We start from the raw sequence: 19,518 nt of genomic DNA on the forward strand, positions 1-19,518 counted from the left end.
TCCTCCCAGTATAGGAATTAGTCGAAATGCACTTCGGAAACGTAGAGCGTGCTGTCTTTCACTTCAACGACGACGACCCGGCTTCCGCCGGCGATGTCGACGCCGTCGAAGCTGGCGGCGATCTGGTTCGTATAACCGGCGCCCACCTTCACCATGACCTCGCCGTACCCGGCGGCCGGTATCGGCACGAGCACTTCCGCGAGCTTGCCGGATAAGGAATGGACCGAGAAGGCGATCGACGATTCGCTGTTCTCCATCGGCCTGACGTAGAGAAAAAACACGCCTCCTCCGGCCAGCACCGCGATCAGCAGCGACACAAACAGGATCGCGCCGGATCCGAGAACGGAATATTTCTCGAGCATGAGCCCCGCCCCGCCGAACGCCGTTATGCCGCCGACGATCGAAACCGGCGATAGCCAGGAATGGCCTTCGAACGATAAAAAATCGAGCGCCCCATCGAGCAGCTGGCCGATCCAGTCGCCGAATACGACGCTTACGACGGCATAGATGATTCCTCCGATCAGACAAGCCAAAAATAACGTTTCCAACTCCCTCCTCCTTTCATAAAATCCATAACCTGCTAACAATCCCTATATTTATTACGTCGAAAATGGCATTTTGTTTCTCATATATACAAAGCTTGCAGCATTTTATCGATTCAGCAGGCTTGATTAGATCATAAGGACAAGCCCCGCTCCCACAACCTTTCTTCGCTTCCGAGCGTCTATCTATTTTGAGCGCGACGGGCGAAAACCTGCTTACTTTGCCGTTTTATGTTATAATAAGTCTGCAATTTGGAGGAGGAGACAGCACTATGCAAGAAGAACGTCAACCAACGCCAATAAAACGAAGCAAATGGCGCACATTCGGACTCGTAACTTTTATTACCGTCAAATGGATGGTTTACTTCGGAATCTTTATCGGGCTGCTTGCCGGAGGCGCGGTTACCGGCTACGTCGCGGCGCTCGTGAAAGGCGAAGAAGTGCGGCCGCGCACCGTAATCGAAGAGAAGGTCGGCGAAAACTCGATTACCGGGTACGTTTATTTCAACGACGATTCCTTGGTAGGACAGCTTAGAACGTCTGAAGACCGGACGATCGTTACATATGAGGAGCTGCCCCCTCAGGTGATCAACGCCGTGCTCGGCATCGAGGACAATAACTTTTTCGAGCATAAGGGCGTCGATATCTACGGGCTCGGACGCGCCGTGAAGCAGAAGCTGCTGAACGAGGACATCCAGACGGGAGGCAGCACGCTGACCCAGCAGGTGGCCAGACGCGTTTTCCTGAGCTTGGACAAAACCGACAGCCGGAAATTCAAGGAAATTTTCCTGTCGCTGCGGATGGAACGGTATTTGACGAAGGAAGAAATTTTGACCGCTTACCTGAATAAAGTACCGTTCGGCAACGGCTCGAGCGGCTACAACTTGTTCGGCATCAAGGCGGCGGCCAAAGGCATCTTCAACATTACCGACCTGAATCAGCTGAACATCGCTCAGTCCGCTTATTTGGCCGGCCTGCCTCAGCGCCCTTCGGCCTACACCGCGTTTACCGGCAAGGGCGAATTCGATCAAGAGGGGTTCGATCTGGCGATGGGCCGCCAGCGCACCGTCCTGATGCGCATGCTGGAGACCGGCCGCATTACGCAACAGGAATACGACGAAGCGATGAGCTTCGATATTCGAAAGACGCTCGCTCCGCCGACGGAGAAAGCGTATACGACCTATCCGTACCTGATGCTGGAAGCGGAGCGCCAAGCCGCCGAAATCATGATCATGCAGCAGGACCCGACCATTACGAAAGCGGATTTGCGCAAGAAGGAGAACGCCCCGTTGATCGAGGAGGCTCGCGACCACCTTCTCCGCGGCGGCTACCATGTCTATACGACGATAGACAAAAAAATCTATTCGTTGATGCGCGAAATCGGCAGCAACGAAGACAATTTCACGCCGTACAGCGAGAAGAAGGGCCTCGAGCAGATCGCCGCGGTCATGCTCGACCATAAGACCGGCGCAATCATCGGCATGCTGGAAGGCCGCGACTTTTACGAAGAGCAGCTGAATTACGCGACCCAAATGACAAGGCAGCCGGGATCGACCATGAAGACGCTTGCCGCTTATTTGCCGGCGATCGAGAAAGGCATCATCCAACCGGCTAGCATCGTCGACGATGCGCCTATCGTCATGAAGGACGGACAAAAGGGCTTCCACATTCCGATGAACGTCACGAACAAGTTCGCCGGTCTCGTCACCGCGCGGGATGCGCTCAACCAGTCCTTCAACTTGCCGGCGCTTAAAATTTTCAACGACGAAGTGAAAATCGAAAACGCCTGGGAGTTCGTGAAATCGCTCGGCATTACGACGCTGCAGCCCGAGGACTCCTACGCGCAGACCGGCGTCATCGGCGGGCTTCGAATCGGCGTATCCGTCGAAGAGTTTACGAACGCGTACGGCTCGATTCCGAACAAAGGCGTACTGAGCGACGCCTACATGATTGAGAGGATCACGGACGCGAACGGCAAAATCGTCTACGAGCACAAGGTCGAGCCGAAGCGCGTATTCACCGAGCAGAGCGCGTTCCTTATGACGGATATGCTTACGACCGTTATTTCGGACCGGAAAGGCTCGGGCCACAGGCTGACGTCGGAGTTCAAGCATTACGGGGAAGTTCCGATCGCCGGCAAAACGGGCACCACGCAAAGCTATGGCGACGTGTGGTTCATGGGCTTCTCGCCCGACGTCACCCTCGGCGTATGGGCCGGTTACGAGGAGCAGGTCAATTCCTTGACGACCGATGGAAGAACAAGAGCCCGCAAAATCTGGGCGCTCATCATGGACCAGGCCATCGAAGCCAAGCCTGAATTGTTCGCAACGGACAAATTCGAGCGGCCGAAAGGCATCGTGAAAGCGACCGTATCCAGCGCGAGCGGCCTTCTTCCGAGCCAATTGACCAAGGAAGCCGGCATGCTCGTCACCGATTGGTTCAACCAGAAATACATTCCGAAGAAGACGGACGACGCGCTCGTCAAGATGGCTTATATCAGCTACCAAGGCGTGAACTACGTGCCGAATCCGGCAACGCCGCTTGACTTCATCAAGGAGCAGACCGTCATTAAACGGAAGAAGCCGCTCGACGCTCTTATGGACGAAATCAAAGCGGCGCAGGCCAAATTGCCGGCTGGCAGCCGAAGACCGCTCTCCGTGTATTTGCCGGCCGATGCGGATCAAGACGCGCCGTCCAAGCCGGATCCGCGCAAGGATGACGGAGCGGCGCCGCCCGCCCCGGGCAGCGTGAAGCTGCAAGCCGCCGACGGAGGCGTGCTCGTTCTGACGTTCAGCGACAGCTCCGCAAAGGATGTCGTCGGCTACCGCGTTTACCGATCCGTTAATCAAGGCAATTACGAGAAAGTCGGGGAATCCATTATTGCCGGCGAAGACAACAAAGCGAAATTCTATGTCTCAAGCTCGCAATCTTATTCATATTACGTAACGGCGGTTGACGTCGCAGGCAAGGAATCCGCGCCAAGCCAGCCGGTTGCGTACGGCAATGTTCCGGTCGTTCCTGGGCTGCCTGACGGCGGCGGTTCGGACGGAGAGGGGGCGCCATCGGCTCCGGCGGGCGTGAAGGCGGAGAACACCGGACTTAGCATCCGGCTGAGCTGGACGCCGAACGCCGAGTCGGAACAGGTGTCGCAGTATCATATCTATTACAGCGCGAACGATGACGGGAGGTACGAACGGGTCGATTCGACCTCGCAGCCGAGTTACGAATACGTCGCTCCTCTCATCAAAGGAGCCTTCTTCATCACTTCGGTGAACGAGCACGGCGAATCTTCCCCATCCGAAAAAATAACGATCAACTAATCGAATGGAGCGGTTACGATGGCAAATAAACGTTTGGATCATGTAGGCGTAATGGTAAAAAATATCGATGCTTCGATCGCCTTCTATACCGAAATTCTCGGCTTCGAGCTCAAAGGGCGCACACCGCATACGAACGGCGTGATCGAACTGGCTTTCCTCGGCTTCAGCTCCGGCGACGAGACCGAGCTCGAACTCATTCAAGGCTATAACGACAGCCTTCCGGTCGAAGGCAAGGTACATCACTTTGCCATCCTGGTGTCCGATTTGCAGGCGGAATTCGAGCGGCTGAAGCAGCTTGACGTCACCTTCGTCGATGAAGGCATTACGACGCTGCCGAACGGCTACCGCTACTTCTTCGTGCAAGGGCCGGACGGAGAGCGCGTAGAATTGTTTCAACGTTAGACGTAACCGGGTTTAAACAGAGCAAGAGAGGATGTCGCCGCGAACCGGCTGACATCCTCTCTTGCGTTAGGTGACTTTTTTATTCGAACCGCTGGTCAAAATCAATTCAGTACCAACACCCAGTCTTCTCCGCGGCCGGATGTAGGAGGAACAAATTTCATGCTTTCTTTTCTCTTCTTGGTGCTATCGATTATTTCGACCGCTAATTCCGTATCGATTCCATGATCGGAACCGTATTAATCTTCGATCGTCGACAGGTCGCCCGTAGGCAAATTCAGCTCCCATGCCTTAAGCACCCGGCGCATAATTTTGCCGCTGCGCGTCTTCGGAAGCTTATCCTTGAACTCGATTTCTCTCGGTGCCGCATGGGCGGACAAGCCGACTTTGACGAATTGCGAAATTTCCTGCTTCAATTCCTCCGACGGGGTGAAGCCTTCGCGAAGCGCGATGAACGCTTTAATGATCTCGCCGCGCATCGGATCGGGCTTGCCGATGACGCCCGCTTCGGCTACGGCCGGATGCTCGACCAGCTTGCTCTCCACCTCGAACGGACCTACCCGCTCGCCCGCCGTGTTAATGACGTCGTCGATCCGTCCCTGGAACCAGAAGTAGCCGTCCTCGTCCATGTACGCGGAGTCGCCGGATACGTACCATCCCTTCAAGTAGAAATATTCTTCATACTTCGAAGGATTGTTCCAAATTTTGCGCATCATGGACGGCCACGGCGTCCGGATCGCCAAATTACCCATACGGTAAGGCGGGACCTCGTTACCGCTATCATCGATAATGGCCGCCTTCACGCCCGGCAGCGGCTTGCCCATGGAGCCCGGCTTGATGTCCATGCTCGGATAGTTGCAAATAAGCTGGCCGCCCGTCTCGGTCATCCACCACGTATCGTGGATTCGCTGGCCGTATACCTTCATTCCCCAACGGACGACTTCCGGATTGAGAGGTTCCCCGACGCTCAGAACATGGCGCAGGCTCGAAAGGTCGAATTGCTGCGTCACCTCATCCCCCGCGCCCATGAGCATGCGGAACGCGGTCGGCGCGCTGTACCATACCGTTACGCCGTATTTCTGGATGACGCCGTACCAGTCGGTCGGACTGAACCGTCCTCCTCTTATGACGTTCGTTGCGCCGTTAAGCCACGGTGCGAATATGCCGTAAGACGTGCCCGTAACCCAGCCCGGGTCGGCCGTGCACCAGTAAATATCGTCCTCCTTCAAATCGAGGACGACCTGGCCGGTGTACAGATGCTGGATCATCGCGTTTTGGACATGATAGACGCCCTTTGGCTTGCCGGTCGAACCGGACGTATAATGCAAAATAAGGCCATCCTCGCGGTCCAGCCATTCGATATCGGCTTCCTCGGATGCGCGGTCCATCTCGGCCGCGTAATCGACGACGCCTTCGTCCCCCGGCTGCTCTTGGCCGAACACGATGACATGCTTCAGGTTCGGAAGCTCGTCACGCTTGATCCGCTTATACAGCGCCGGCGTCGTCACGATGGCAACCGCCTCGCTATCCTGGAGCCGGTCCTTGACCGCCGTCTCCATGAACGCCTCGAACAACGGCCCGACGACGGCTCCGATCTTCAAGGCGCCAAGGACGCTCACGTACAGCTCCGGCGTTCTCGGCATAAAAATAAAAACCCGTTCGCCCTTCGCGAGCCCAAGCCCCCGTAAGACGTTCGCGAACCGGTTCGATAGTCGGCTAAGCGTCTCGAACGTGTAAGATTCCTCGCGCTCGTTGTCGCTGTAGTATAGCGCGGTTTTGCCGCCCTTCCCCCGCTCGATATGGCGATCGATTGCTTCGTAAGCCATATTTAATTTGCCTGTCGCATGCCAGCTGAACTGGCTTTCGACCCGGCTCCAGTCGAACGTGGCGGCCGCTTGCTCGTAGTCGGGCAAATTCGGATTGGTCGCGGTCGCCGGAATACGTTCTTGATGTAAGTTGATCATACTATCACTCTCCCATCAAATCTCTCTTTTATCGCACTGAGAATACGCTTACAAACCAACACCTCCCATTATAGCACATCCTTTTTCCGTTCGACTACGCTTTTCAATTTCGCAAATGTTTGTTATAAAGAGTAAAAGACGGTACAACTGCTGTACAAATCTAACGGCAAAGGGGATTACGCCTTGGAACACCGAAAGCGTTCGCAGCGGGTACAGCTCGCTTTGGACGCGGGCCGCGAACTTGTAATTGAAGGTCCCGTTCCGCCGGAACGGTTGTCGGGCATGACGATGCATGCGGCACTGGACGCTTTCCGAAGACCGCGAGAGCAGCATGAAGCGCTCATTGAAATCGCGGGACTCGAGGAAGGACGGATCATTTTGGCGCGCGAAGGCGATAAGATCGTCGGTTACGTTACGTTCCACTATCCGGACGAGCTGGAGCGCTGGTCCGAAGGCGGCATGCCCGATCTGATCGAGCTCGGCGCGATCGAAGTGGCCGATGAATACCGCGGATACGGCATCGGCAAACGGATGATCCAGCTCGCTTTCGCCGAGGGGCAGCTTGAGAACATGATCGTATTCACGACCGAGTATTATTGGCATTGGGATCTGGAGGGCACGAAGCTCACGGTCTGGGACTACCGCAAGATGATGGAGAAGCTGATGAAATCCGTCGGGATGGTCTGGTTTGCCACCGACGATCCCGAAATTTGCTCGCATCCCGCGAACTGCCTGATGGTGAGAATCGGACAAGAAGTGCCGCTCAGCTCCGTCGAGCAGTTCGATCGTGTTCGATTTCGCCAGCGTTTTATGTATTAAGCGGGTTTGCTCCGCAAACGCAAGCTATGTCTTTAAGGAGGATCGTTATGGCTTCGAACGCTGTATTTATACACCATCCGGGCTCGCACGGCTATAAATTCGGGGAGGAACATCCGTTTAACCCGCTCCGGCTGACGCTGACGATCGACCTGCTGAAGGCGGCCGGCGCCATATCGGACGAGCAGATCGAGCATCCCCTCGCCGCTTTGGACGACGATCGGCTGACGCTCGTGCACCGGACGGACTACGTGGACGCCGTCAAGCGGTTAAGCGCGGACGACAAACCTGAGGAAGCCGATAGCATCGCGAGCTCATTCGGACTGAATACGGAGGATACGCCTTATTTTGCCGGCATGCACCAAGCTGCGGCGGCCATCGTGTCCGGCTCCGTAGCCGCCGCGGACGCCGTCATGACCGGCAAGGCCGCTCATGCCTATCATCTTGCCGGGGGGCTTCATCACGCCTTTCCTGACCGCGCATCCGGCTTCTGCGTCTATAACGATGCCGCCGTTGCCATTAAGCATATCCGGCAAACGTATCAGGCGAGGGTGCTGTACGTCGATACCGACGTCCATCACGGCGACGGGGTGCAGTGGGTTTTCTACGACGATCCGGACGTGTGCACGTATTCCATACACGAGACGGGCAAGTATCTGTTTCCCGGAACCGGCTTCGTTCATGAGAAAGGCATGGACAGAGGCTTGGGGGCATGCTTCAACATGCCGCTGGAGCCCTACACGGAGGACGACTCTTGGCTGGAAAGCTTTAATGCGACGCTCCGCAAAATAATCGCGGCATTTAAGCCGGACGTCATCATCAGCCAGCATGGCTGCGACGCGCACGCGTTCGACCCGCTCTCGCACATGCAGTGCAGCATGCGGATCTATGCCGAAATTCCGGCCATCCTTCACGAGCTGGCCCATACGTACACGAACGGCCGCTGGATCGCCATCGGCGGCGGCGGTTACGATCTGTTCCGCGTCGTGCCGAGAGCTTGGTCGCTCGTCTGGCTGACCATGATCGACCATCCGATTGCGGCGGAGGCCGCTGCCGGACGCGATAGGCCGCTGCCGGACGAGTGGCTTAAGCAGTGGGCTCCGTCATGCCCGCAAGGACTGCCGTCCGGCTGGCTCGATAACGTCTCTTCCTTCGATCCGATGCCGCGGCGCGCCGAGATTGCGGTCAAGAACAGGGCCGTTCAAGCGGTCGTCATACAGGATTTATAGCCGGAAAAAGTAAAAGACGCCAGCGGTTGGCTGCATACCGCCGCTGGCGTCTTGCTATTATCCGATGTGCCGAACGATATCGTCGATGATTTGATACGAATTGTTGGAGGCCGTCACCGTGAACTCGGCAAAATTCACGTGCGCCGAGCCGTCCGCTTTGTCCGACATGGAGCGGATAACGACGAACGGTATTTCGTTCATGTCGCACACTTGCGCGACTGACGCCCCTTCCATCTCGGCGCAAGCGCCGCCCATCGATTCGTGCAGCAGCTTAACCGTCTCCCTGCTGGCGATGAATTGGTCGCCCGACAGCACCTTGCCCTTCAGGCTGCGCCCTGGAAACAGCCGGTCGCAAGCTGCCGACGCAAGCCCGATCAGCCTGTCGTCGGCTTCGAACTCCGAGCGGGCATGGAACGGAATCGTGCCTCTCGCAAATCCGAGCGGCGAGCAATCCATGTCGTGCTGCACGCAGCTCGTGGATACGACGATGTCGCCGATGTTCAGCTGCGGGTCGACGGCGCCGGCCACGCCGGTGAAGAGCACGCCATCCGCGCCCAAATCAAGCAAAATCTGCGTGCAGACGGCCGCGTTCACCTTGCCGACGCCCGATTTGCAATAGATGACGGCTTGGTCGTGAAGCTTCCCTTCATAATAAGTGATGCCGGCTTTCGTTACTTGCGACGTTACGTTAACATGCTCGTGCAGCAATTGTATTTCTTCGGCCATCGCGCCGATGATTCCAATCTTGTTAAACGGCATTTCTTCTACACGCCTCCAACCGATTGACGCACAACGATCTCATGCGGGAGCACCACTTTGGATTGATCGACGTTTTCCTTCTTCATCAGCTTCGTCAGCAGGCGCATGGACACGGCGCCGATATCGTACATCGGCTGCGCGACCGCCGTAAGCTGAGGACGTACCATCGAAGCCATCCGGCTATTGTCGACGCTGATGACCGAAATGTCGCTTGGCACTTTCAAGCCGTGATCTTGAATGCTGTGAATGGCGCCGATCGCCATCTCGTCCGTCGCGGAGAAGACGGCCGTAGGACGCTTGTCCAGCTCAATGAAATATTTCATGGCGTCCGCGCCGGATTCATACCGGTAGTTGCCGATGCGAACGAGCGTATCGTCGTACGCAATGCCCGCGTTCTCGAGCGCGCGCTTATAGCCCTGGAACCGGGCATAGCCGATCGAAGGATCCTGCAGCGTGCCGCTGATCATCGCGATCCGGGTATGTCCCTGCTCCAGCAAGTTCTTGACCGCGTCGTAAGCCGCGTCCTCGTGATTGATGTCGACGGACGGGATCTGCCCGCTCTCGTCGGATGTCGCGCAGAGGACGATCGGCACGTTTGCCGTCTTGAACGCTTGCAGATGCTCGTCCGTTACCGCACCGCCCATGAACAGAAGACCGTCGACCTGCTTCTCGAGCAGCGTGTTAATGACGCGGATCTCCTTGTCCTTCTTCTTGTCGGCGTTGCACAAAATAATATTATAATGATACATATTCGCAATATCTTCGATACCGCGGGCGACTTCGGCAAAGATTGCGTTCGAAATGTCCGGGATAACGACTCCGACCGTCGTCGTCTTCTTGCTCGCCAGTCCTCTTGCGACCGCATTGGGACGATAGCCAAGTCGTTCAATCGCTTCATATACTTTCTTACGAGTCGCCGGCTTCACGTTCGGATTGTTGTTGACAACCCGCGATACCGTAGCCATCGACACACCAGCTTCTCTTGCTACATCATAAATGGTTACCGTCACAGTGCTTCTCTCCATTTGCTCAGATTTTGACAAAACGTACTTTCGCATATTAACGTAATCATAGCATAAAGGGAGAAGCAACGCAAAGCAAAAGACGGCAAAAACCTTGTTAATTCGAGCTTTCATTGATTTTCAAGAGGAATTGGCAGCCCTCGCGCGCCAGCTTTTGGCTGCAAAATGATGAGCCTTTAGCCCTCGTCATGCAACATTTTATAACCTTCGTCCGGTCCGAATCCGGCAAAAAAAAGGAGCCGAAAAAAATTTTTCGGCCCGCTCTTCATGAAATAAGTGCTTCCATCCGCTCCTCAGCGCCTCCGTCTCTTCGCTTAACCCCCGGTCACAGCCTTTCCAAGCGATCTTCTATGCTGCGTGCTTGTACGACGGCCCCTCCCGCCATGCATAGCGCCCGCCTTGCTCCGATGTGCTGCATATATGTATATAAAATCCGAGGTTTTATGTAAAGAGCGGTCGGCGGCTAATTTGCTCGAGACGTTTATTGATATCCGTAATCCAGGCTTCGTCGTTCAGCGATTGGGCAAGCAGGTATAGATCCAGCAATTTGTTGACCCGCTGCTCGATTAACCGCTCGACGGCGTCCTGATCGGTCTGCTGCTTCTCGGCTTTCGCTTCGAGAAGCAGATCCGCCCATTCGTTGCATTCGTTGAACAAAAAAGTCTGCTTATCCGGCTTGGCGCCGAGTTGGGCAATAAGACCGGTCAGGTCGGGCTTCACCTCGGGAAACACCTCGCTACGGCTGCAGGTTGGGCAGGAATAGATCGGCACGTTATCGATTTCGACCTTCCCCGAATAAATGACTGTGCGCAGCTTCATCTTCATGATGTCACCACAATGACACCGCTTTTGCAAAATGGTCCACTCCTTCTTCTTGCGGCAAATGCCTGCCGGCATTGCTCCCCAGAGTTGCGTTGAATAGATTATTCGACCTTTTTTGCAAAAACTCCTGCTATGAGAGCCTATGTAATTTTTACTATCATCACTAATTTTACGCATTGCCGCCCATCGATTATGACGCGAATTTTCGCCATATCCTTCTCACCGGCGGGATCGCCGAGACCGCCGTCCAAAGCGCGGCTCCGATCATGTCGTTGCGCAAATCGGCGGGATCGAGCATTCGGCCGCCTACGAACGATTGGTGGTATTCGTCCGTCACGCCGTAAACGCCGCACAGCAGCACGATGAAGACCTTCATTCCGAGCTTGTCCGCGCTCCCGCCGATGGCGTAATCGATGGTCATCGCGAGCACGAAGTACGATACGAAATGTCCCCAGTTGAAATCGTCCATGAACGGGAACAGCTTCCGGAAGAGAGGAAGCATCGTGTCGATTTCGTCGCCGGTTCGGGAGGATAATAGGAATATGACGGACATCCATAGCAATGCGGGCAAATAACGGAGCGCCTTACGGTAAACCGGCGCGGGCTTGCCAAGTTTCGATTGCTTCATCGTTACTCCTTCGCTACAATGATAGAGAATTTAATAGATGGAGGGATAAATATGTCCTTGCAAAACAAAACCGTCATCTGCCTGCTCGACGACGAGTTCGAAGATTTGGAGCTATGGTATCCCGTATACCGCGTCCGCGAGGCAGGAGCGACCGTGCTCTATGCCGGACCGGAGAAGGGCAGGAAGCATATCGGAAAGTACGGCGTGCCCGCGGTGGCGGACCTGTCCTTCGACGAAGTGAACGGCAACGACATTATCGGACTGCTTGTGCCCGGCGGTTGGGCGCCGGATAAGCTGCGCCGCTACCCGAAAGTACTGGAGCTCGTGCGGGAGCTTAACGCCGAAGACAAGCCGATCGGTCAAATCTGCCACGCCGGATGGGTGCTCATTTCTGCCAAAATTTTGGAAGGACGAACGGTGACTTCGACGCCGGGCATACGCGACGACATGGAGAACGCCGGCGCGACCTGGCTGGACGAAGCCGTCGTCGTGGATGGAAACCTCGTTTCCGCACGCCGCCCGCCCGATCTTCCGCCATACGCCAAGGCGTTCGTCGACGCGCTCACGCAGCGAATGGGTTAACCATTCGCTGTTTTGCTGCCCACGCGCTCCATGAAGGACTGCAGCAGCTCCAATATTTCGGTGCTCGTACGGCATTCCTGCAGCTTCAGAACGACTTCGCGGCTGTCCTTCTGCGAGGTGCGAAGCAGCCGTTCTTTCACTTGCAGAATCGAATGCGACGACATGCTGAGCTCATCCACGTCCAGACTCAGCCAGATCGGCAACGCCCTCAGATCGCCGGCAAGCTCCCCGCAGACGCCGACTTTGATGCCATGCCGCTTGGCGGCTTCGACGGTCATGCTGAGCATTCTCAGCAGAGCCGGATGATACGGTTCGTACAGATGCGAAATTTCCTCGTTCATTCGATCGACCGCTAGCGTGAACTGTACCAGATCGTTCGTTCCGATGCTGAAAAAATCAACCTCTTGCGCGAGCAGGTCGGCGATCATGACGGCTGCCGGCACCTCGATCATGATGCCGATTTTCAGTCCCCGGTCAAACGGAATCCCTTCCTGCTCGAGCTCCCGCTTCGCTTCGTTCAATATCGCGTTGGCCGCGCGAACTTCATCCACCGACGATATAAGAGGATACATCAGCTTCACCTGTCCGTGATGGCTCGCCCGGAGTATGGCGCGCAGCTGCGTCTTGAACAAATCCTGCCGGTCCAGCGATATCCGGATCGCCCGGTAGCCGAGAAACGGGTTATCCTCCTCCGGCAGCTCGAAATAATCTAGCTGTTTATCGCCGCCGACGTCGAGCGTTCGGATGACGAGCGGTTCCCCGCCAAGCTTCTCCGCCACGCTTCGGTAAACTTCGTATTGCTCCTCCTCCTTCGGAAACCGGTTGCGGTCCATATAGAGGAATTCGGTCCGGAACAACCCGACCCCGTGCGCCCCGCTCGAAAGTGCTACCTCCAGCTCCTTGAAAGAGCTTATGTTCGCGGCCAGCTCGAGCGTCTTGCCGTCCGGCGTAATCGGCCGAAAGCCCGCAATGTCGTGCAGACGCTTCTTCGCCTCGGCTTGAAGCCGGTGCAGCTCCGTGTAAGAATCGATGATTCCCTTGTCGGGCTCGATGTAGACCGCCCCGTCTCCGCCGTCGATGATCAGGTTCTGTCCGGTTTGAATCGGCTCCTCGAGCTTCATCTCGATCCCTACGACGAGCGGCACGCCAAGCGCCCGCGCCATAATAGCCGAATGGGAAGTCGTGCTGCCCGCCAGCGTTACGATGCCGAGCACATGCTGCGGATTGATATGCGCCAGCTGCGACGGCGACAGCTCCTTGGCGATTAAGATGAAGGGCTGCGTGTCGGAGGGCAGCGTAATTTCCGGAGCGCCAAGCAGATGCTTAAGCAGACGGTTGCCGACATCCTTAATGTCAAGCGCCCTCTCCTTCATATATTCATCGTCCAGCAAGTCGAACATCGTGACGAAATGATCGATCGCTTCCTTCACGGCAACTTCGGCCGCCTTGTATTGCCGCTGAATAATTCCTTGAATTTCATTCATGAAGACAGGATCGTCCAAAATGGCGAGATGCGCGTCGAAAATTTGCGTTTCGTCCGAGCCGACGACTTCCCGAAGCTCGTCCTTGATTTGCTCGATTTCCGACTTCGACGTGCGAATGCCCTCGTATACGCGTTCGAATTCCCGGGCAAAATCGGCTACGTCAATTTTTTGCTCCGGCAGTTCCCACTCCCAGTTCGGCAGCACGAACGCTCTTCCGATCGCGATGCCTGCTGACGCTCCTATTCCTTGAATCATTGCGTTTCCCCTCCACCGTTTCTCTCTTTAAGAACAACCGACATGACGGAAGACTGCCCTTTCTTCACCGCTTTGAACGGCGCGTACCTCCACGAGTGCACGAGATCGGAATTCGTAATGACCATCGGCGTCGCGAGCGACTTGCTCTCCCTCCGCACCCGCTGCAGGTCGAATTTCACGAGAAGCATGCCCGGCGTAACCTGATCGCCTTCCTTGACCACGGCGTTAAAATACCTTTTGCCCGTAAGCTTGGACGTGTCGATCCCGATATGAAGCAGCACTTCCAGCCCTTCGGGCGTCCGAATGCCGATTGCGTGCATCGTCGGATAGATATGTATGATCTCGCCCTGCACCGGCGATACGAGCTCCCCCCTGTCCGGAATGAACGCGACGCCTTGTCCGACAAGCTTGCCGGCGAAGATCGGATCCGGAACCTCTTCGAGCGGAATCATCCTGCCCTGCATCGGCGAATGGAACAGCACCTGCGCCTGGTCGCGGTGAATCGTCTTAAAGATTTCCTCGCGAATCAGCTCGGAATAGGTGCCGAATACGACCTGCACGTGCCCGCCGCCTAGCTTGATGACGCCCGCGGCGCCCAAATTGCGCAGAGCGTTGATGTCGACCAGCTTCTCGTTCGATACTTTGAGGCGGAGCCGCGTGATGCACGATTCCATGCGGACGATGTTCTGCTTGCCCCCGATCGCCTGCAGGATGAGCGGCGCCCTGTAAGGAATGTCGCCGGCCCATTCGTCCAGCTGCGAGCCTTCCTCGCGTCCCGGCGTCGGAATGCGGAACCTGCGGATAGCCCAGCGGAACAGAAAATAATAAATAAGTCCCACGACAACGCCGATCGGTAGGATAAGCCATCCCCGAGTCGCCAAATGCTCGTTGATGGCGTAATCGATCGCCCCCGCGGAAAACGAAAAACCGTGTTTGATGCCGAGCTCGTACGTAACCCACATAATAATGCCGGACAATATCGCGTGAACGACATACAAGTACGGAGCCACAAACAAGAAAGCGAACTCGACAGGCTCCGTTACGCCCGTGAGAAACGAAGCCAGCGCGGCGTATAGGAACGTCTTGCGGATTTTGGGCTTCAAATCCTCGCGCGCCTCGTGAATAATCGCGAAGGCGATGGCCGGAAGAGCGAACATCATCGTCGGATACAAGCCCGCCATAAATGCGCCAGCGGTCGGATCGCCCGCGAAGAAGCGCGGCAAATCGCCGTATACCATCTCGCCCGCCTCGGTTTCGTACCCGCCGATTTGGAACCAGAATACGTGGCTGACCAGATGATGCAGGCCGAATACGACTAAGATCCGGTGAACGAAGCCATATAGAAATACGCCGAAGCCTCCGCCGGAAGCCACCACCTCGCCCAGCTCGACAAGCAGCTTCTGCAAGTATGGCGCGACTCCGAGCATGCCGATCGAGAACAGCAGGGCCACGAGGCTGACGAATAGCGGAACGAAGCGCGGTCCGCCGAAAAATTGAATATATTCCGGAAGCCGGAGATTTTTGAATCGTTCGTGGCTTACCCCGGATACGATGCCGATAATCGTCCCGATGAGCACCGTAGGCTCGATCGGCGATTCCGCCGTACCCGTTATTCCGCTGTAGATGATCATGCCGACGAGCGCCGCCATGCCCGCCGCAAGCGCGTTGCCCGTAAGGCCGAGCGAAATGCCAAGCGCGAATAGGTAAGGTAAGTACGTAAAAATCGTATTGCTGGCGGCAATCAAATAGCCTTCCATGCCCGGCAATCCGATCAAATCCCAAGGCAATCGGCTTAAGCTCAAAAAAATAGCTGCGCCCGGCAGCACGATCATCGGCAGCATGAAAGCCCTACCCAGCTGCTGCAGGCTTCCCATGAAAAACATGCTGCACCCCCTAAAAGGTTACGAAGTAAAACCGGCTTCGAAAGCGAGTGCTTTCTCGCCGTCTATATCGATGTTAAGCGTTTGCTGGATATTTGTCAAAGTAAAACGACGGGCCGCAAGGCCCGCCGCTGTTGATGATTCTTTACTTATTCATGAAGTGACGGTTAGCGCATTCCGCCGGAATACGGGGAATTGTTGCTGCTTGCTTGCCAGCCTTGATGCGAAATGACAGGACCCGCTTGCTGGTAAGCGTTCGTCGCTTCATATACCGGATGCGCGGACGAAGTGTAGGAGTGGGAAGGCGTCATGCCGTATCCGCTTTGCGCGTTCGATTGCGCGAAGCCGCCGTAATTGGCTTGTTGATTGAATTGCGACGCGTTTTGACGGAAGGATTGCTGTGCATCGGAACCTGCTTGGTAGCCGTAATGCGCAATAACCGGACCGACATTGCCGAATGCGGCTGCCGGAGACGAAGCGTGGCTTTGAACCGGTTGATGCGATTGGTACGCATTGTACGATGCTACCGGTTGATTGAAAGCGGAATGGCTTGTCGACGCGAACTGTTGGTTCATGCCGCGGTATCCGCCTTGCGCGCCACCGACAATCGAATTCGTTTGTCTGCCGAAGGTTGGCTGGCTCAGTTGGCCTTGATAGTGCGATTGCACATAGCCTGTAGGCCCTTGGTTTTGAAAGCCTTGTTGACCTTGGAAATTAGCCGATTGCTGCGAGTATTGATGCACGTGATGTCCTCCTTGGATACAATCGAGAAGTCTTCAAGCCGGCAGCCGGTTGCGCCGCTCTTGAAGCCTTTCTTATTGTGCAGGAGAGTCCGTCATTTTATAACAGTCAGGTTTTGGATTTCCCGCCCGGGAGAAGAATCGAATCCTCCACCTTGATGCAGCGGTCCATAATGACGTTCAGCCCGCCTTCCGCGGCGATTCGTGCCGCTTCGTCGCTCGCGATGCCGAGCTGCAGCCATAGCGTTTTGGCGCCGATGGCGACGGCCTCCTCGGCGACGGGAGGCGTATGCTCGCTTCTTCGGAACACGTTGACGATATCGACCTTCACGGGGATGTCTTTCAAGGACGGATAGCTCTTCTGCCCCAAGATGGTGTCGGCGTTCGGATTGACGGGTATAATGGTGTAGCCTTTCGCCTGCATCGCCTCGGAAACCATGTACGACGTGCGGTCCGGTTTATCGGACAGTCCGACGACGGCAATGACGTCGCTGCTTTGCAATATTTCCTTGATCCGTTCGCGGTCGGGATTAACAAAAGCCATCACAGCACCTCAATCTTTATTGGATTATTAGCCTTCGATCCATTCGACGTTGGCGCCCAAAGCCTTCAAATGATCGAAGTAAATGGGGTACGACTTCGCCACGTGATGCGCGTCGCGGATGCGAAGAGGCTGCTTGGCGCGCAGGCCGACGACTGTGAGCGCCATAATGACGCGATGGTCGTAATGCGCGTTGATCTCGACGCCTCCTTCCACGCCTTCCGGACGTCCGTGAACGATAATTTCCGCCTGACGCTCCTCCACGTCCGCTCCCGCTCTGCGCAGCTCGTTCAAATAATCGGTAATGCGGTCGCATTCTTTGTAGCGTAAATTTTCAACGTTGTAGAAACGAGACGTCCCCTCGGCGAATACGGCGGCGGCAACCATGGCCAGCACGGCGTCCGTGGCGTGGTCGCCGTCGAACTCGACCGCCTTCAGCCTGCCGTTCCCTCTTACGTGAACGTCGCCGTTCTCGTGGGTAAGCGGAACCTCCATCATCTTCAGCACGTCCACGACGGCGCGTTCGCCTTGCTTGCTTTTCTCCTCCAGCCGATGCACGATGACGTCCGACTGCGTAACGGCAGCTGCCGCCAGAATGGCTGCGGAGCCCGGGTAGTCGCCCTGCACCGAGTACGTCTTCGCTTCGTAACGCTGGCGGCCAGGCACGCGGAAGCGCATGTAATCCTCATCCGCATGGATGACGATGCCGGCTTGCTCCAGCACTTCAAGCGTTTGGCCGACGACGACCTTCGACTTCAAATCATGGAGCACTTCGATCTCGCTGTCCTCTTCAAGAAGCGGAGTCAGGAACAGCAACGCGCTTAGAAACTGGGAGCTGATATTGCCCGATACTTGAATCTTCCCGCCCCTCGGCGCGCCGCCGCGGATCGTGATCGGCAGCTTGCCGTCGTTGTGCTCGATCGTCACGCCCATCGATGTTAAGGAATCGATCAAGTCGTCATGCGGGCGCTTGCCGAGCGAATCCGGGTAACGGTTAATGAACGTCACGTCCGGACATAAGGCCGCGATCGCCATCAAGAATCGAAGCACGGCGCCGGCGTTGCCGACGTCAAGCCGGTCGACCGGCTTCGGATGGCGGCCGAAGCCGGTAATGACGATTTTCTCGTCGTCCTCTTCGACGATTGCGCCGAGATCGCGGATGCAGCGGCGCATCGCGTCGCTGTCCTCGCTGTGGGCAGGGTAATAAATCGTGCTCGTTCCTTCCGCTAGCGCGGCGACCAGCAAGTAGCGGGTCGTATAGTTTTTGGATGACAGGGCCTGAATCTCGCCTGCCAGTTTCGGCGTTGGCGTAACGAAAACGTCCATCGTTCGTATGATCTCCTTTTCCTATAAAATATACGCTTCGTAAGCTTCCATGATGGCCGACGCGACTTGTTCGGCCGTAAGGCCCGTCGTATCGACGGTGAAATGAGCGAAATCGTACGCGTGTTTGCGCTGCTCGAGCAGCGTATGTACCCTTTCGGCGGCATCTCCCTGCAGCAAGGGGCGCGAGGAATCGGACTTCACCCGCTCGATAATATGCTCCGGACTCGCTTTCAGCGCGACGACCCACGCATGATCAAGCATAAGCGACCGGTTGTATTCGCTTAAGACGGCTCCGCCTCCGGTAGCGACGATCGCGGGGGACTCGTCCTTCAGTAGCGACTCCAGGACGGTCGTTTCGATCCGGCGGAAGCCGGCTTCCCCGTCGGCGGCAAAAATGTCGGAAATCCGCTTGCCGCTGACCCGCTCGATCTCCTCGTCGCCGTCGAGGCGCGCCCATCCGAGACGCCCGGACAAAAGCCGGCTGATCGTAGATTTGCCGGTTCCCATGAAACCGATCAGCACGATCTTGTTGAATGGCTGCCTTTCCATTGTCGACCCCTTCACCCTTCTCGCGGTTTCAAACCGTTTTTCATCAACATCATATCATTTTTTTGCTGCCGAGGGGTATAAAAAAGTCGCATCTGCCGTATGGATGGTAATGATGCCTAATCCAAGACAGGAGTGATGCCGGTGACGAACGGCGAACTGCAGCTGCCCGCCCTGGACCCTACGGAAAGAAGGATTAACCGAATTCTCGATCCGAATCATCCCTTATGCCGGGAGGACGTCGTTTGGGCGCTCGAATTCATTAAAAAAAAGGTGGCTGACGAAGATCCGGTTCTCATGGATCTGTCGCAGCCACGCTTAATGCAAAACTTTCGTTTTTTTGCCGAAGCGGCCATGTCTCTTATCCATCGCAGGCATTATGGCGATCAAGAGGCCGACCGGTTACGCGACTGGCTGCGCCAAGCAGCATATGGCTTGTACAAGGACACCCCTCGCGAACCGAATCGTTAAACGGTTATTTCATTAAGATTGCATCCAGTTGAAGTGGAACGTGCCTTCCTTGTCGACGCGCTTGAACGTATGGGCGCCGAAATAATCGCGCTGCGCTTGAAGCAGGTTGGCCGGCAGACGCTCCGTGCGGTAGCTGTCGAAATAAGCGAGCGCGCTTGCGAACGCAGGCACCGGAACGCCGTTCGTGACGGC

At 56.1% G+C, this 19,518-nt stretch carries 19 protein-coding genes and 1 pseudogene; 6 read left to right on the forward strand and 14 right to left on the reverse strand.

The genetic code is table 11. The features are described from left to right. Positions 1-17: 17 nt before the first annotated feature. Positions 18-548: an NfeD family protein gene (locus IDH41_RS23125; protein ID WP_190865302.1), complete on the reverse strand. Its 531-nt coding sequence runs from the start codon at positions 546-548 to the stop codon at positions 18-20. Positions 549-814: 266 nt separating this feature from the next. On the opposite strand from IDH41_RS23125, the gene IDH41_RS23130 reads away from it, so the two are divergent. Beyond that, on the forward strand, positions 815-3,862 hold the full coding sequence (locus tag IDH41_RS23130) for a transglycosylase domain-containing protein (RefSeq protein WP_190865304.1): 3,048 nt from the start codon (positions 815-817) through the stop codon (positions 3,860-3,862). An 18-nt stretch (positions 3,863-3,880) separates the two neighbouring features. Next, positions 3,881-4,264, forward strand: a complete 384-nt coding sequence (locus IDH41_RS23135) for a VOC family protein (protein WP_190865306.1) — start codon at positions 3,881-3,883, stop codon at positions 4,262-4,264. 101 nt (positions 4,265-4,365) lie between these two features. On the opposite strand, the gene IDH41_RS32210 is transcribed toward IDH41_RS23135, so the two are convergent. Continuing rightward, a complete protein-coding gene (locus IDH41_RS32210; RefSeq protein ID WP_397328462.1) occupies positions 4,366-4,482 on the reverse strand; it encodes a putative collagen-binding domain-containing protein in 117 nt (38 codons plus the stop codon). Between the two features lie 18 nt (positions 4,483-4,500). After that, positions 4,501-6,225, reverse strand: coding sequence for an acetate--CoA ligase (acsA, locus tag IDH41_RS23140; protein ID WP_190865308.1), 1,725 nt, complete (start codon positions 6,223-6,225; stop codon positions 4,501-4,503). 183 nt (positions 6,226-6,408) lie between these two features. On the opposite strand from acsA, the gene IDH41_RS23145 reads away from it, so the two are divergent. Next, entirely contained in the window at positions 6,409-7,044 is a 636-nt protein-coding gene (locus IDH41_RS23145) for a GNAT family N-acetyltransferase (RefSeq protein ID WP_223829982.1), read from the forward strand. Positions 7,045-7,091: 47 nt separating this feature from the next. After that, on the forward strand, positions 7,092-8,270 hold the full coding sequence (locus IDH41_RS23150; protein ID WP_190865310.1) for an acetoin utilization protein AcuC: 1,179 nt from the start codon (positions 7,092-7,094) through the stop codon (positions 8,268-8,270). 57 nt (positions 8,271-8,327) lie between these two features. On the opposite strand, the gene IDH41_RS23155 is transcribed toward IDH41_RS23150, so the two are convergent. The 4 genes from IDH41_RS23155 to IDH41_RS23170 form a co-directional block, all read right to left on the reverse strand. Then, positions 8,328-9,029, reverse strand: a complete 702-nt coding sequence (locus IDH41_RS23155) for a 5'-methylthioadenosine/adenosylhomocysteine nucleosidase (protein ID WP_190865312.1) — start codon at positions 9,027-9,029, stop codon at positions 8,328-8,330. A gap of 5 nt (positions 9,030-9,034) precedes the next feature. Then, positions 9,035-10,039 (reverse strand): catabolite control protein A, encoded by a 1,005-nt coding sequence (ccpA, locus tag IDH41_RS23160; protein ID WP_190865314.1) that lies wholly within the window; start codon positions 10,037-10,039, stop codon positions 9,035-9,037. A gap of 453 nt (positions 10,040-10,492) precedes the next feature. Beyond that, entirely contained in the window at positions 10,493-10,906 is a 414-nt protein-coding gene (locus IDH41_RS23165) for a hypothetical protein (protein ID WP_190865316.1), read from the reverse strand. Positions 10,907-11,063: 157 nt separating this feature from the next. Then, complete coding sequence (locus IDH41_RS23170; protein WP_190865318.1) at positions 11,064-11,501, reverse strand: VanZ family protein; 438 nt, start codon at positions 11,499-11,501, stop codon at positions 11,064-11,066. 51 nt (positions 11,502-11,552) lie between these two features. On the opposite strand from IDH41_RS23170, the gene IDH41_RS23175 reads away from it, so the two are divergent. Continuing rightward, positions 11,553-12,083: a type 1 glutamine amidotransferase domain-containing protein gene (locus IDH41_RS23175; RefSeq protein WP_190865320.1), complete on the forward strand. Its 531-nt coding sequence runs from the start codon at positions 11,553-11,555 to the stop codon at positions 12,081-12,083. On the opposite strand, the gene ptsP is transcribed toward IDH41_RS23175, so the two are convergent. The 6 genes from ptsP to IDH41_RS23205 all read right to left on the reverse strand — a co-directional run bounded on the left by ptsP (position 12,080) and on the right by IDH41_RS23205 (position 18,858). Then, complete coding sequence (gene ptsP, locus IDH41_RS23180; RefSeq protein ID WP_190865322.1) at positions 12,080-13,822, reverse strand: phosphoenolpyruvate--protein phosphotransferase; 1,743 nt, start codon at positions 13,820-13,822, stop codon at positions 12,080-12,082. The two genes, IDH41_RS23175 and ptsP, sit on opposite strands and share 4 nt — an antisense overlap. Continuing rightward, a complete protein-coding gene (locus IDH41_RS23185) occupies positions 13,819-15,705 on the reverse strand; it encodes a glucose PTS transporter subunit IIA (protein WP_190865324.1) in 1,887 nt (628 codons plus the stop codon). The genes ptsP and IDH41_RS23185 overlap by 4 nt, the downstream gene beginning before the upstream one ends. 164 nt (positions 15,706-15,869) lie before the next feature. Next, the gene (locus tag IDH41_RS23190) at positions 15,870-16,445 is read right to left on the reverse strand and encodes a hypothetical protein (protein WP_190865326.1); all 576 of its coding nucleotides are present in this window, start codon (positions 16,443-16,445) and stop codon (positions 15,870-15,872) included. Between the two features lie 106 nt (positions 16,446-16,551). After that, complete coding sequence (locus IDH41_RS23195) at positions 16,552-16,986, reverse strand: CoA-binding protein (RefSeq protein ID WP_190865328.1); 435 nt, start codon at positions 16,984-16,986, stop codon at positions 16,552-16,554. Between the two features lie 27 nt (positions 16,987-17,013). Continuing rightward, positions 17,014-18,309 (reverse strand): 3-phosphoshikimate 1-carboxyvinyltransferase, encoded by a 1,296-nt coding sequence (aroA, locus tag IDH41_RS23200; protein ID WP_190865330.1) that lies wholly within the window; start codon positions 18,307-18,309, stop codon positions 17,014-17,016. Between the two features lie 21 nt (positions 18,310-18,330). Beyond that, positions 18,331-18,858: a shikimate kinase gene (locus IDH41_RS23205; RefSeq protein WP_190865332.1), complete on the reverse strand. Its 528-nt coding sequence runs from the start codon at positions 18,856-18,858 to the stop codon at positions 18,331-18,333. A gap of 135 nt (positions 18,859-18,993) precedes the next feature. Between IDH41_RS23205 and IDH41_RS23210 the strand changes: the two genes are divergently transcribed. Beyond that, on the forward strand, positions 18,994-19,326 hold the full coding sequence (locus tag IDH41_RS23210; protein ID WP_190865334.1) for a hypothetical protein: 333 nt from the start codon (positions 18,994-18,996) through the stop codon (positions 19,324-19,326). Between the two features lie 12 nt (positions 19,327-19,338). On the opposite strand, the pseudogene IDH41_RS23215 reads toward IDH41_RS23210, so the two are convergent. Further along, positions 19,339-19,518: pseudogene (locus IDH41_RS23215) on the reverse strand (NADP-dependent phosphogluconate dehydrogenase); the annotation flags it as partial.

This window comes from Paenibacillus arenilitoris (assembly GCF_014705655.1).
Classification (GTDB): domain Bacteria; phylum Bacillota; class Bacilli; order Paenibacillales; family Paenibacillaceae; genus Pristimantibacillus; species Pristimantibacillus arenilitoris.